The 14,724-nt window shown below is 34.5% G+C and carries 14 protein-coding genes; 8 read left to right on the top strand and 6 right to left on the bottom strand.

Annotation, left to right across the window (positions count from 1 at the left end):
- Positions 1-548: 548 nt before the first annotated feature.
- From ACODST_RS27325 to ACODST_RS27315, 3 genes are all read left to right on the top strand, one after another.
- Positions 549-911 (top strand): T9SS type A sorting domain-containing protein, encoded by a 363-nt coding sequence (locus ACODST_RS27325; RefSeq protein ID WP_488935265.1) that lies wholly within the window; start codon positions 549-551, stop codon positions 909-911.
- Positions 912-1,341: 430 nt separating this feature from the next.
- Entirely contained in the window at positions 1,342-1,746 is a 405-nt protein-coding gene (locus ACODST_RS27320) for a T9SS type A sorting domain-containing protein (protein WP_488935264.1), read from the top strand.
- A 372-nt stretch (positions 1,747-2,118) separates the two neighbouring features.
- Entirely contained in the window at positions 2,119-2,505 is a 387-nt protein-coding gene (locus ACODST_RS27315) for a secretion protein (protein ID WP_488935263.1), read from the top strand.
- A gap of 71 nt (positions 2,506-2,576) precedes the next feature.
- Here ACODST_RS27315 and ACODST_RS27310 read toward each other — a convergent pair whose 3' ends face one another.
- The 3 genes from ACODST_RS27310 to ACODST_RS27300 form a co-directional block, all read right to left on the bottom strand.
- On the bottom strand, positions 2,577-3,131 hold the full coding sequence (locus tag ACODST_RS27310) for a hypothetical protein (protein WP_488935262.1): 555 nt from the start codon (positions 3,129-3,131) through the stop codon (positions 2,577-2,579).
- Positions 3,132-3,215: 84 nt separating this feature from the next.
- Positions 3,216-3,824 (bottom strand): hypothetical protein, encoded by a 609-nt coding sequence (locus tag ACODST_RS27305; RefSeq protein WP_488935261.1) that lies wholly within the window; start codon positions 3,822-3,824, stop codon positions 3,216-3,218.
- A 67-nt stretch (positions 3,825-3,891) separates the two neighbouring features.
- Positions 3,892-4,308 carry a helix-turn-helix domain-containing protein gene (locus ACODST_RS27300; protein WP_488935260.1) on the bottom strand — a complete coding sequence of 139 codons (417 nt, stop codon included), beginning with the start codon at positions 4,306-4,308 and terminating at the stop codon, positions 3,892-3,894.
- A 193-nt stretch (positions 4,309-4,501) separates the two neighbouring features.
- Between ACODST_RS27300 and ACODST_RS27295 the strand changes: the two genes are divergently transcribed.
- Positions 4,502-4,816 carry a hypothetical protein gene (locus tag ACODST_RS27295; RefSeq protein WP_488935259.1) on the top strand — a complete coding sequence of 105 codons (315 nt, stop codon included), beginning with the start codon at positions 4,502-4,504 and terminating at the stop codon, positions 4,814-4,816.
- 220 nt (positions 4,817-5,036) lie between these two features.
- Here ACODST_RS27295 and ACODST_RS27290 read toward each other — a convergent pair whose 3' ends face one another.
- The 3 genes from ACODST_RS27290 to ACODST_RS27280 form a co-directional block, all read right to left on the bottom strand.
- The gene (locus ACODST_RS27290; protein WP_488935258.1) at positions 5,037-5,573 is read right to left on the bottom strand and encodes a hypothetical protein; all 537 of its coding nucleotides are present in this window, start codon (positions 5,571-5,573) and stop codon (positions 5,037-5,039) included.
- Positions 5,574-5,690: 117 nt separating this feature from the next.
- Positions 5,691-6,389, bottom strand: a complete 699-nt coding sequence (locus ACODST_RS27285; protein WP_488935257.1) for a hypothetical protein — start codon at positions 6,387-6,389, stop codon at positions 5,691-5,693.
- A gap of 216 nt (positions 6,390-6,605) precedes the next feature.
- A complete protein-coding gene (locus ACODST_RS27280) occupies positions 6,606-10,046 on the bottom strand; it encodes a methylmalonyl-CoA mutase family protein (RefSeq protein WP_488935256.1) in 3,441 nt (1,146 codons plus the stop codon).
- Positions 10,047-10,337: 291 nt separating this feature from the next.
- Between ACODST_RS27280 and ACODST_RS27275 the strand changes: the two genes are divergently transcribed.
- The 4 genes from ACODST_RS27275 (at position 10,338) to purU (ending at position 14,241) form a co-directional block, all read left to right on the top strand.
- Positions 10,338-11,906, top strand: coding sequence for a L,D-transpeptidase family protein (locus ACODST_RS27275; protein WP_488935255.1), 1,569 nt, complete (start codon positions 10,338-10,340; stop codon positions 11,904-11,906).
- Between the two features lie 130 nt (positions 11,907-12,036).
- Positions 12,037-12,459 (top strand): cytochrome c oxidase assembly factor Coa1 family protein, encoded by a 423-nt coding sequence (locus tag ACODST_RS27270; RefSeq protein WP_488935254.1) that lies wholly within the window; start codon positions 12,037-12,039, stop codon positions 12,457-12,459.
- A gap of 115 nt (positions 12,460-12,574) precedes the next feature.
- Positions 12,575-13,285, top strand: a complete 711-nt coding sequence (locus tag ACODST_RS27265) for a DUF4197 domain-containing protein (protein ID WP_488935253.1) — start codon at positions 12,575-12,577, stop codon at positions 13,283-13,285.
- Positions 13,286-13,386: 101 nt separating this feature from the next.
- Complete coding sequence (purU, locus tag ACODST_RS27260) at positions 13,387-14,241, top strand: formyltetrahydrofolate deformylase (RefSeq protein WP_488935252.1); 855 nt, start codon at positions 13,387-13,389, stop codon at positions 14,239-14,241.
- Positions 14,242-14,724 lie beyond the last annotated feature (483 nt).

Genomic DNA, 14,724 nt, shown 5'->3' with positions numbered 1-14,724 from the left:
TCCAGCGGTTCAAACCGCTGGCTATGTTTGTCACCTTGCAATTTACAACCACTAGGTACCACATTGAAATATACCCCGTGGTTTCAACCACGGGGGAACGAAAGCTAAATCAACAACAATATTATATACGATACGATGATATGCGACACGTTCCAGCGGTTGAAACCGCTGGCTATGTTTATCATCTCCAAATTTACAATAGCTAATTACCACATTTAAACATAACCCGTGGTTTTAACCACGGGAAACAAGAGATCAAATTACATTATAATCCACCTTAATTCAACTGCAATTTCCAGGGCAATTTAAAGCTTCCGGTTTTTATTATAAATCATCATAATCCTTTTACCAGCAAACCTTAAAAACCTTGAAAAATAACAACTGAATTAACTAAAACGATAGAGATAATTCAAATTTTAACCTATAACGGTTTCGTAAATGAGAATATAGCATCGAAATTGGAAAATACAGATGATAAAAAACAAATACAACTAAAGTAATTTTACATCAGAGAATTAGACATAAAAACACTTAAAAATAAAACAGTTATGAAGAATTTAAAATTGAGCTTAGTATGTGCAGTACTTTTGTCAGGTTTAAGTACTTATGCAATTGACGGAAACAATGCTTTTAATTTACACGTATTAAAAAGCAGCGGAAAAATAATCACTTTTGCTTTGAACCAAACTCAAAAAGCAAGTATTAGTATTTACGACAAAAACAACAATTTAATTTACTCTGAGAATGCTGCCGGTAAAGAAGGTATCCTGAGAACTTTCAGCTTAGAAGAATTCCCAGCCGGAACTTATTTCTTAGAAATCGAAGACAACTTCAAAAAAGCAAGACACGAAATCACTATTACTGATAAAACTTGTGCTTTGTCTTCAAAAGCCACTACATCAGTTAACTAAGTAGATTTCTGCTAAAAATAAAAGTGCATCCTCAGCGCACTTTAAAATTTATACTCGCATACAGTATAAAAATGAGGTTAGATAGTTAGTAAAGTTTAAAAACGAAAGTTTTAAAAACAGCTCTTTGTGGTTATTGAGCTGTTTTTTTTTGCGTTTTACTTTTTGATAAAACCTGCTTTACAAAACCACTGTCTTTTAGGTTCTGATATTATCAAATTGTAAGAAAACAGTAAAATCATTACAACATCAAAACATTAAAAAATAACAACCTAATTAACAAAATAGATAAATATAATTCAAGTTTTAACCTATAACGGTTTCGTAAATGAGAATACAGCATCGAAATTGGAAAACAGAGCAGAGATATTTTTTGTAATCCTTAACTAATTTTACATCAGAGAATTAAACTAATAATTTAAAACTAAGAGTTATGAAAAAGATTTTAAAATTGAGTTTAGTATGTGCAGTACTTTTTACAGGAAGTACCTATGCAATTGATGGAAATGGAGATTTTAATCTTCATGTAATAAAAGCAAACGGAAAGCTGATCACTTTTGCGATAAACAAAGTGCAAAAAGCAACCCTGACTATTTATGACAAAGACGGATCACTTATTTATTCTGAAACCGCTTCAGGTAAAGACGGAATACTGAGAACTTTCAGCCTTGAAGAATTTCCCGAAGGAACCTATTATTTAGAAGCTGAAGACAACGTAAAAAAAGTAAGACACGAAATTAAAATAACTGATGACAGTACTGTTTTATCTTCAAAAGCAATATCATCGGTTTACAAAGCAGGAGTTTCTGCTAAAAATACAAGCGTGGCAGCACGCTAAAAGTGATACTTTCTCATAAGTATAAAATGAGGTTAGATAGTTAGTAAAGTTAAAACTGTGATTGTTTTAAAAACAGCTCTTTGTGGTTATTGAGCTGTTTTTTTTTGCCCTGATTTAACATAAAAATCCAAAATTGATTTTTTTTTGAAAAATTATTCTTAATAAATGTAAAAGACTAGTTTAGAAACCATTAAAAAAATAAAAAAAGTTAAAACCGTAAGCCCTTTATTTACGTACATTGAGCAGATAAAACTCCGAAACAGTTTTAATTCAGCATTTTAAACCTTAAAAAAGATCTTTTTTTTGCTAAAAATTAAATTTGTATTTGTAGTTTTGGACGTTCCACATTTAGTAATAAAACTTAAAAAAAACATGACAAAATTTACCAAAGCTGGGTTAGTTGCGGCCTTTTTTTTAGCAACAATTTTTACTTACGCCATTGATGGAAAAGGCGATTACATTTTACACATTCAAACCGGAAATGGTAAAGTAGTAAGCTTTACTCTTGACACTTTTGAAAAATCATCATTTTCTATCTACGACGAAAATCACAATTTACTTTATGCGGGAGAATCTGCAGCAAACAAATTGGAAATTTCAAAAACAATCAGTTTAGAAGGCTTTCCTGCCGGAACTTATGTTCTTGAAGTTAAAGCAAACGACAAAGTTGCGAAGCACGAAATTAAAGTTGCTGCCAAAAAGGTAAAAACAGTTAAGTTAGACGAATCTGTGAACCATAGTCCAGGATTTCGTCGTTAAAACCACTTTTTTTGCCCTGAAAAAGAATGAAAAAGCATCAGTTATACTGGTGCTTTTTTATTTTGCCCCCTTTATGCTATTAAGTCCGCTGGTAAAGAATTAAAATTCTGTTCAAAAAAATAATCCCCTACTATTAATCCCTGAGCCGATATCAAGTGATTATCAGGACCGGTAAACTTGAACGGGCTACCAACACCAATAGCATTAAGAGCATTAAAATAACCATTCAATCCAGAACTAACAACCTCAACAGGATTTCCGTTTTGATCAGTAAGCAGTTGTCCGGCTGTTAAATTCTGAGCCTGTATATATTTTCCATTTGTCAACAGGAAAGGCATCTGCGGGCTGCATACAAATTCACCTTTAACACCCGCAGCATTCGTAGTTATAAAAACAGAAAGAAATAGATTGGTACTAGCTGGATAATTTGAGTAATAACTAATTTCAGCCTGTGATGATTTCAGGGTAATTTTTCCTGACTCTAATTGAGCAGAAAATACTAAAACTGACTCGCCTATGGTTAAGTACGAAATGGGTATTTCCCCTTCGGCAGTGGCAATGTTTGTTTGAGCTGGCACAAGTTTTAGGCCTAAATCCTGTAAGGACTGGTTAGAGTCTGGTTCCATACTTTTATTTTTTGATTGTAAACCAAAAATACGTCATTAAAGATTCTCCCTTTAAAGTAGAAATACCTGTTTTCAGCGATTTATTTAAAAATCATTTTCCAATCTTTTATGAAGCGGAAGACTGTCCTCGTGCCATTCTACCGTAATGTATTTTGAAGCGTGTTCCCGTACATCAGCAAAATGAGCCAGCATAATGGCCGAACCAGTACTTTTTACGACTTCCTGCACTATTTTAAAAGCCGTTACCGAACCCTGAGCATCCAATCCGGCTACATCAAACAGGATATCGTTTGTTTTTAAAAATGTGCTGTATAAGTTTAACAGCTTTCGCTGGGTGCCTCCCAGATTGTGTATTTTGGTTTTGCGGGTAATGTATTTTGATTCAAACAATTTCACTAAAAAAAGACTCGTAAAATCAGTATCTTTTTTGAGAAATCGGTTAACCGTCGAAGGGAAAAACCTGTCCCTGAAGTTGGATTCCCTAAAAAAATCTACAAACGTCCGTTTTCTGTGCAAAACTACATTTTCGTGTTTTACAGTTCCGCAAAAAATATCTTTGAGATACCATTCTGCATCGTATGATTCTTTTCGGTTATAGAGGTACAAAACAATAATTTCACCTTCGTATAAAGTAAAAGGCGGTAGGTAAAAAGTATCGGTTTGAATGCCTTTATTTTCTAATACTATGTTCAACAGTGATATAGTTTTTCATTAAAGAATAAAAGCATCCGTGTTGGCGAATGCTTTTATTTTTGTAAAACTACGATTTCTCTTTCAGCAGTTTCTCTAAATATTCTATTTTGTCTTTTTCCGATTGAAGCAGTCGCTCGTATAGCTTTTTATTTTCTTCTACCGTTTCCATCAATTTATCTAATGGATTGAAAGTACAGGTATTATAATGATTAAAATTATTACCTGAAACTGATTCATTAAAAGTATTGAAATAATTAATCATACCGTCTTCCGAAAAATTTTTAATTGCTTCAACTGTAACACCAAGAGCTTTTGCTATTTCAGAAAGTCTTTCTTCTTCTATAGTTTCACTGTTTTCAATAGCCGATATGGTTTGCTGACTTATTCCTAAAGCCTGTGCCAAAGCTTCCTGTTTCATGTCACGAAGTTCACGAATACGGCTTATTTTTCGCCCTATATGATTTGGTTTTGTTACTGTGCTCATAATTCAAAGATAATAATTAAGTGTGAAAACTTCTGCGGGTAACAAACTTATTTAGCAAGTACGATACCAGCAGAATCGGTTTGGTAAAATACAATGTATTTCTTCCTTCGCCAAACCAAACAAAAGTACAATTTTTCTTATACAATTTTTATAAAAGTCAAATTGTAAAGTAATTAAACAAAATACAAGCCTTATGAAAACCACAGAAACCGAAACTTTAGCAAAACTTAAAAGTTTAACTGCCCGTTATTTCCGTACACTACAGCCTTCGGATACCGAATCGGAAAACTATATTCTTAAAATCGAGGTTTTTAATTATTACGAACTGGGCTGCATTATGACCAATATGCTGAAATTGTGCATTCTGGCTCTCGACCACGACAGGCAAAACCCTCAAAAACAAAACGATGCTATAAACGTAGGTCTTATTCTGGAAACCATACTGCAGATGTTCCCTTTAACCGAAATGGAATTTTTGGGAGATGTTAGCGAGATTATTGGGGAATGATTTTCTTTTTTGCCATTCTTAAACGGTATAAACATAGCCCGTGGTTTCAACTACTGGAATGTGATATTGTCTTGCTCGTGTTGTGTACCCGTGGTTGAAACCACGGGTTATATTTGATAATAGGATTTTTTTGTTTCGTTGGTGCGAGCTTCTCGCTCGTGCATTACTTTAAGTTCGCCAGTGTACTCTTACGTTGGTAGTAATCATAAAATATAAACGACTATATCCTTTTATTTAGCTGTCTCATATCAGTTTTATAAACTTCAATATTACTAACATCAATTTCTTTTTCCTTATAAACAGAAGAGGAAATGAAAAGACTTTTTGCATTTGGATCTGATAAGTCAATAAAATAATTACCTTCAGCAAAACTCAAACCTTTTAAATACAGTTTCTCCCCGTAATCTAAATCGAAGTTTATTTTAAGAAAAATAGTCATGGTGGATTTTCCTGTTCTAAAAATATTCAATACAATGACATCATTTTTTCTGGGAAACGGATTTCCCATATACAGATAAAGAAATTCATTATCGATTCGGATTCTCCCTTTGTATTCTTCCCAGTATTGGTCTGTTAAATAATTATTTTTTGATTTTTTATAGAACTCTAAAGAAGGAGAATCAATTTTGATCTGATTAACAACATTAGTAGAATCAACCCCTAACAAACTATATTTTAATTTAAAAATCGCAGGCGGTTCCTGAGCGACACAAAAGAGTGACTGAACAAATAAAAATAAGTAAATACATTTTTTCATAATTAAACTTTTGTACCAATATATTAATATTATAACTACTATTCATTTCGTTTCGCTTGCACATTACTTTGCGTTCACGAGCGAGACACTCGTGCTGGGAAGAATAAATATATTCTTTCATAAAAACTTTTTATAGTCATCGGTATTAAGATATTCCGTAATCTTAATTAGATTATTGTAGTAAGAAGTATATCTTGAATTACCGTTATTAATCGCATTTTCAATATTTGATTTATATTCGGATAAAAAGCTGTCATAATTTTCATTTCCACAGATTTTCATTATTACTAAAACTTTAAATATAGTTTCTCCTGGTATAAGATGATGCCATTCATCGGAATTTTTTCTTTCGATTATCCCAGTGTTTACACTTTCTAAATTAGGAAATGAATCAACAAATGGCTCTAAAAATTTATTGTATGTGAATTGTATTTCATTATAAAATTCAAGAATATCATCTTCTGTCAAAGTATGTTTTAATAATATCCTATTTGGAACATTATTAATTTGACTGAATAACTCATTATCAATCATTATTGTCTCGGCATTTTCCTCCCAATAAGGAAACTCGGGTCTATATTCTATCTCCAATGCCTTATTAAGTATTTTGGTAACCTTTATAAAATTAATATTAAAATGAATGGAAATTATTTCGTCATTTTCACTATTTGTTTCAGAAGGCCGAATTGTCAATTTTAATATTCTGTTTTCATCATTCTTTAAAAGATAACAAACATTATTATCCTTTAAGTAACCATGATTTTTAAATCCTGAAATAGCTATATTATCAATTATTTTTTTAAGTTTTTCCTCCATGATTTTAAATTATATCGAAATTTAGATTGCCTTTATTTTTTTTGAATCTCGTTCTTTTTTCATAAAACACTACTTTCTCAAACAATAATAATATCCAAAATATTTTACCCAAGACACATGCGATTACGGGACCTAAAAGTAACTAGTATTAAATAAAAAAACCGCATTTAGCTAAATAAACTAAATGCGGTTTTTATAATTATCTGATTTTAAACTTTACATATTTCTCCTATACTGCCCGCCAACTTCAAACAACGCCGAAGTAATCTGACCTAAAGAACAAACCTTTGTAGCTTCCATTAAATGATCGAATAAGTTTTCGTTTTTAATAGCCGCTTGCTGTAAAGCATTTAAATGTTCGTTTACTTTTGCTTCGTGGAAATTATGCAGGTTATCCAGCATTGTAATCTGGTATTGTTTTTCTTCTTCGGTAGCACGAATAACCTCAGCCGGAATTACCGTTGGTGAACCTTTTGAACTCAAGAAAGTATTTACACCCACAATTGGGAAATCTCCGTTGTGTTTTAAGGTTTCGTAATACAAACTTTCTTCCTGAATTTTAGAACGTTGGTACATCGTTTCCATTGCACCAAGAACTCCGCCTCTTTCTGTAATTCTGTCGAATTCTTGTAAAACAGCTTCTTCTACCAAATCAGTTAATTCTTCGATGATGAACGAACCTTGAATTGGGTTTTCATTTTTCGCTAAACCTAATTCTTTATTAATAATCAACTGAATCGCCATTGCTCTACGCACCGATTCTTCTGTTGGTGTTGTAATCGCTTCGTCGTAAGCGTTTGTATGAAGCGAATTACAGTTATCGTAAATCGCATACAAAGCTTGTAAAGTCGTTCTAATATCATTAAAATCAATTTCCTGTGCGTGTAACGAACGTCCAGAAGTCTGAATATGGTATTTCAGCATTTGTGCTCTTTCGTTGGCTCCGTATTTGTTTTTCATGGCTTTTGCCCAAATCTTACGTGCCACACGACCGATAACTGAATATTCTGGATCTACTCCGTTTGAGAAGAAGAACGATAAATTCGGGCCAAAATCGTTGATATTCATGCCACGGCTCAAATAATATTCCACGTAAGTGAAACCATTTGAAAGTGTAAATGCCAATTGCGTAATTGGGTTTGCTCCCGCCTCGGCAATATGATATCCTGAAATCGAAACCGAATAGAAATTACGAACGTTTTTAGTGATAAAATATTCCTGAACGTCTCCCATTAATCGTAACGCAAATTCAGTTGAGAAAATACAGGTATTCTGCGCCTGATCTTCTTTTAAAATATCGGCCTGAACTGTTCCGCGGACTTGCGATAAGGTCTTGGCTTTTATATCATTATACACTTCCTGAGGTAAAACCTGATCTCCCGTAACCCCCAGAAGCATTAATCCTAAACCATTGTTCCCGTCTGGAAGATCGCCCTGGTATTTCGGTCTTTCAATTCCTTTTTCTTTATATAATTTGTTGATTTTAGCTTCAACTTCTTTTTCTAATTCGTTGGCTTTAATGTACAACTCACATTGCTGATCGATGGCCGCATTCATAAAGAAACCTAACAACATTGGCGCAGGCCCGTTTATGGTCATACTTACCGAAGTCAAAGCATGAACCAAATCGAAACCGGAATAGAGTTTCTTAGCATCGTCCAGACAGCAGATGGAAACTCCGGCATTTCCGATTTTTCCGTAAATATCGGGACGTAAATCAGGATCGTTTCCGTATAAAGTCACACTGTCAAAAGCGGTCGAAAGACGTTTTGCAGGCATTCCCGCACTTACATAATGAAAACGTTTATTGGTTCTTTCCGGTCCGCCTTCACCCGCAAACATTCTCGACGGATCTTCGCCTTCCCGTTTAAACGGATATAATCCTGAAGCAAACGGAAATTCGCCAGGAACATTTTCCTGTAAACTCCATCTTAGGATATCGCCCCAGCCTTCATATTTAGGCAGTGCGATTTTAGGAATCTGTAAATGTGATAAACTTTCAGAATGTGTTGCAATTTTGATTTCTTTATCACGGACTTTAAACGAGTAAACCGGATTTTTGTATTTGGCAACTTTATCTGCCCAATTCAAAATGATTTCCCAGTTATACGGATCTAAATCCATTTTTACTTTATCAAACTGATTTAGCAAAAGATTTAAAAAGATTCTGTTTTCGTCGTGTTCCTGAAAACCTCCATTTAAAACAGTCGAATCGTCGATTCCTGCTTTTGTGATTTGCGGAACTTTTCCAGAAACCGATTCTATGGTTTTAAAAATTCCGTATAATTTTTGAGCGACTTTTTGCTGTGCAATTGCCGTTTCATCATAACTTCTGTTATTCTCGGCGATTTCAGATAAATAACGGGTTCTTCCCGGCGGAATCACGAATATTTTCTCGCTCATTTCTTTAGTGATTTCAAAAGTCGATTTCAAATCTGAATCGGTTTTTTCTGCCACTTTATCCATAATCGCTTTATACAGCGTGTTCATCCCCGGATCATTAAACTGCGAAGCAATCGTTCCGAAAACCGGCATTTCGTCCGGATTTTTATCCCAAAGACCATGATTTCGCTGATATTGTTTTTTTACATCACGCAAAGCATCAAGCGCGCCACGTTTATCAAATTTGTTCAGCGCCACTAAATCGGCAAAATCAAGCATGTCAATTTTCTCCAATTGTGTCGCTGCTCCAAATTCTGGCGTCATTACATATAAAGAAACATCAGAATGATCCATAATTTCCGTATCAGATTGTCCGATTCCGGAAGTTTCCAGAATAATCAAATCGTATTTGGCTGCTTTCAAAACCTGAATTGCTTCAGCTACATATTTAGACAAAGCCAGATTCGACTGACGAGTCGCCAGCGAACGCATATATACACGAGGATTATTAATGGCATTCATACGGATTCTGTCTCCTAAAAGTGCTCCTCCGGTTTTTCTCTTAGAAGGATCGACAGAAATCAATCCGATTGTTTTTTCCGGGAAATCAATTAAAAAGCGGCGCACCAGTTCATCTACCAAAGAAGATTTTCCGGCACCGCCTGTTCCTGTAATTCCTAAAACCGGAATTTTGGAACTGGAATTAATTTCATGAATTTTATCAAAAGCTGATTTTGCAATTTCCGGGAAATTTTCTGCAGACGAAATCAAACGGGCAATGGCTGTTGGCGTTTTATTTTCGATATGATCGATTTCTCCGTTTAATGTATCTCCAACAGGAAAATCGGCACGCTGAACTAAATCGTTAATCATTCCCTGTAAACCCAGAGAACGGCCGTCGTCCGGAGAATAAATTCTGGTAATACCATATTCATGCAATTCTTCGATTTCAGCTGGCAGAATTACACCGCCTCCGCCTCCGAAGATTTTAATATGTCCGGCTCCTTTTTCGCGAAGCAGATCATACATATATTTAAAGTATTCATTGTGTCCTCCCTGATAAGAAGTCATAGCAATGGCGTTGGCATCTTCCTGAATGGCGGTATTTACGACTTCTTCAACACTGCGGTCGTGACCAAGATGTATCACCTCAACTCCCGTTGACTGTATGATACGGCGCATAATATTAATGGCGGCATCATGTCCGTCAAAAAGCGATGCTGCTGTGACAATTCTTACTTTATTTTTAGGATTATATGGTATTTGCTGTTCCATTTTATGAATATGATAATTTTAAGCGAGCAATTTACAAAATATTTTAATATTTGTTTATACTTATAGCTTTATGTTAACAAAAATAAATCGATTTCGTGAACTAAAGGGGTAACAAATTACGTAAATAACTGATATAGTTAAAGAAAGCTTAAAGACATGGCAATTTCGCAACATTTAAATAAAATCAGAAAACATGTTTTAAGGCTTCCTAAATTAATTTAGCAGTGTAGAAAAGCCCCAAATTTTTACCAACGACTTACAGAAAAAGTAATAACGTAAAAATTAAAAAAAATGAAAACATTTTATTCTTTCACCGTAATTTTAGGTTTGAGTTTTTTTGTTTCTTCTTTTAGCAAAATTGAGAATGACAATCTATCATATAAAAAAACTTCAAACCACCCGGCATTTTTCAGTATTTCAGATGAAAATGCAAAAGACAATATTTCTAATGATTTCTTCAGAAGGTATTCTGATTTGAAAAAGTACAAATCTGATGTCATGTCACTGTACAAAAACCGATCTCTGGGAAGCATCTGGTACGATGAAAACGAGATCAACGAATTTGGTACTATTTTGTATGAAAAAGCAAAAAAAACAAACGATCTGGTTATTCCGTACCAAAAAGAAATAGACCAGCTTTTTGATAATTCGTCAGAAACTACGCTTTCCAGAACCGATGCTGATATGCTCTTAAGTTCTTTATATGTTGTATATGCTAAAAAAAGCAATTCCGACAAGAAAAAACTGTCTTATGATGCTCTGCTGAAAGACTTCCTTAATTACAGTACTATTGAAGAAGCTGCTGCAAAAGTAGAAGACGACGGAAATCTTTATGACCAGTATTACAAACTGCAGGATGCTTTAAAACAGTATAAAAAACTGGAAAAATCGAGTAAATGGAAACCTATCATAGCCGAAACTCCTTATAAAGACCTGCGTCCTGATGCAACTTCGCCTACTATTGCTCAGGTTAGAACACGCTTGTATTTACTTGGTGATCTAAAACAGGATTCTAAAAGCGATTTTTATGACCGTGAACTAATGGACGGGGTTATGAAATATAAAGTCCGTAACGGTTTTAAACCAAATTATATCCTGGCAGAAGAACACATTAAGGAAATGAATATTCCGGTTTCAGACAAAGTAAAAACGCTGCTGTTAAATATGGAAAGAATCCGTTCGATCTCACCACAGTTAGTGAATAACGATGAATATATTATGGTAAACGTTCCTTCGTTTGAACTGATTTATGTGAAAAACGGAAAAGTCGAATTAACATCCAGCATATTTGTGGGTTCTCCTTTAACCGAAACTAAAATCTTTAACGGAGAAATCGACCGAATTGTTTTCAGTCCTTACTGGACGGTTCCTCAAAGTATTGTTCAGAATGAGCTGCGATCTAAAATTGCTTCGGACCCGAATTATCTGGCTGAAAAAAATATGGAAATCGTAAACGGACAGGTGAGACAAAAACCAGGACCGAATAATTCTCTGGGACTGGTAAAATTTATGTTCCCAAATCCTGACGATATTTACATGCACGATACACCGTCTAAAACTTTATTCGATTTTGAAAAAAGAACTTTCAGTCATGGCTGTATTAATGTAAAAATGGCCAAAGAACTGGCTGTAGCGATGCTGAAAGATTATCCGGAATGGACTAAAGAAAAAATAGACAAAGCCATGGACGGAAAAGCTGAAAACAGTTTTAAACTGTCTAAAAAAGTACCTATCTATATCTGTTACTTTACTTCATTGGTAAATGAAAACGGAGAAGTAGGTTTCTTCCAGGATGTGTATCAAAAAGATGCTGATTTAACTAAAGAATCTTATCCGGTGACTGCCATTATTGATAAATAATTTTTTTGCAGTCTGTCTGAAAATCTATCTCAAAGAGAAAGGTAGTTTTAGAGTGTGATTTACTACTTTTGAAAGAAAAAGAAATATCTTTCAAACTGTAATATCAACTTTTAAAACTACCTTTTTTTTTATGCACGATGATCATTATCAACCCCGAAAAAACTGGTGGGACAGAAACTGGAAATGGTTCGTTCCAACGGGATGCTTAGGACTTCTGGTTCTTTTTGGTTTGTTTATAGGCGCCATTTTCTTTGGTCTTACTGCGGTAATGAAAGAATCTGATGCTTTTCAGTCCTCGTTTGCCGCTGCCGGGAAGAATAAAGTAGTTATTGAAAAACTGGGAACTCCCCTTGAAACAGACGGGATGATTTCGGGCAGTATTCATACAAGCGGCGAAACTGCCGGAAATTGTAATATTCAAATCCCACTTAAAGGTCCTAAAGGAAAAGGAACTCTTTTTGTTGTGGGGCAGAAAAGAGTAAAATGGAAATACAGTGAAATGTCTTTATACGTTGACAAAACAGACGAAGAAATAGATTTACTGAAACCTTAAAGCCATTCTTATTACAATTGTTAATTATGAAACAAAATGTTACGTGTTCAGAAATAAATTTATGGCTTTGTTTTTGAATAAGTAGTATTTTTGAAACTTAAACAAATCCCCACCAATGAAAAAGATTTTATTATTAGCCGTTACCTTTTCACTAACCTCCTGCGCTCAGGTGCAGCAGACCTTAAATCAATTACCTCAGCTTTCACAAGGAGTTGGAGGCGTTGATATTGCTTCCGGATTAAAAGAAGCCCTTAACAAAGGAATTACAGAACAAGTGAGTAAACTAACTGCTGTTGATGGCTTTTATAAAAATGAAGCTGTTAAAATTTTAATGCCGGAAGAATTGCAAAAAGTGGATGCCACTTTACGAAAAGTAGGTCTTAGCTCTCTTGCCGACGAGGGAATCAAAATGCTTAACCGTGCTGCAGAAGATGCTGTAAAAGAAGCAACCCCAATCTTTGTTTCGGCAGTAAAAAATATGTCTTTTACAGATGCTAAAAATATCCTTTTAGGAAACGACAGTGCTGCTACCTCTTACCTTCAGGGCAGTACTACAAGTGCCTTATATGCAAAATTTAATCCGGTAATTAAAAGTTCATTCGAAAAAGTAGGTGCCGATGTGGTCTGGACTAAAATCATTAACAAATACAATACGATTCCGTTAGTAAAAAAAGTAAACCCTGATTTAACTGATTATACTACCAATCAGGCTTTAACAGGTGTTTTTAAAATGATCGCCGTAGAAGAAAAAGAAATTCGTAACAACATCAGCGCCAGAACAACGCCTTTACTGCAAAAAGTTTTTGCTATGCAGGACGGAAAATAGTTTTTCCCAGGTTCAAAGGGACAGAGCTGCAAAGGTACCAAGCTGCCTTTCTAATTCTAAACTCTGCGCTTTCGCCACTAATCAAAAATCAAAAAATCAAAATGCAAAAAATAACCATTCTGATTCACTGTAAAGACCAAAAAGGAATTATTGCCGCAGTGACTACTTTTATCGCAAAAGTAGAAGGAAATATTACTTATATCGACCAGCATGTTGATGTAGAACAAAATGTGTTTTTTATGCGGCTGGAATGTGAATTTGCTAATCACAGGACCACCCTTGACGATATAAAAGCAGAATTTGACAAAACCCTTGCTGCTGACTTTAATATGTCGTGGGATTTATACAATCAGGAACAAAAACCTAAAATGGCTTTGTTTGTATCGAAATACGATCACTGTTTATTTGATATTTTAGGAAGATACAGTGCCGGGGAACTCAATGTTGAAATTCCGGTGATCATCAGCAATCATAATGATCTGCGTTCTGTTGCGGAACGTTTTGATATCCCGTTTCATTGTGTCCCTTTTACTAAGGACAATAAGGAAGAAGGCGAAGCCAGACAAATTGAGCTGTTAAAAAAATACGATATTGATTTTATTGTTTTAGCCCGCTATATGCAGATTATTACGCCTAATTTAATTGCGTTGTATGAAAACCGAATAATCAATATCCACCATTCGTTTTTACCGGCATTTCCGGGTGCTAAACCGTATCATTCTGCTTTTAAACGCGGTGTTAAAATTATCGGAGCCACCAGTCACTACGTAACCGAAGAACTGGATGAAGGCCCGATTATCGAACAGGATATTGCGAGGGTTTCGCATATTCACTCTGTTGAAGATTTTATTATGAAAGGGCGCGATTTAGAGCGCATTGTACTGGCCAGGGCTATTAAACTGCATTCCGAAAGAAAAACAATGGTTTACAGTAACAAAACAGTCGTTTTTTCTTAAAACTAAAAAAATTTTCTTTTCGGAACATTATAACAAACCCGACAGTTTTAATCTGTCGGGTTATTTTTTTCGTCTGCCAAAACGTTATTGCTTCTTCTTCAATTTCTCACTTAGCAACTGTTCATTTCAGATTGTTTTTGTTTTAAATTAAAGACAGTTTAAAAACGCTTTCTTTTACCATTATTAATCCTTTGAAAAATAGGATTCTGATACAGCTGTTAATTTTTTATCATATTCCGGCCCGCTGCCTTTTGCCATTTTATCAGGTCCAAAAACATATCTTTACCATATCGGCAGACAAAAATAATCGACACTGAATTTTTAAAAATAAAATCGCCAAAAGTACTGTAAAAAGCGTAAAACCGCGATTTTACAAATCTTAACGTATGGTCAACAAAGTAATAACAAAACCTTAACAGCATAAGATCGATATATGTCGGACATTTGTAATGTAATAAACTGGTTATTTATTATTTTGGTTTT

It is taken from the genome of Flavobacterium sp. FG19, from assembly GCF_057809475.1.
Note: the sequence above shows the minus strand (reverse complement) of the source record. Positions and strands in the feature narration are given on the sequence as shown.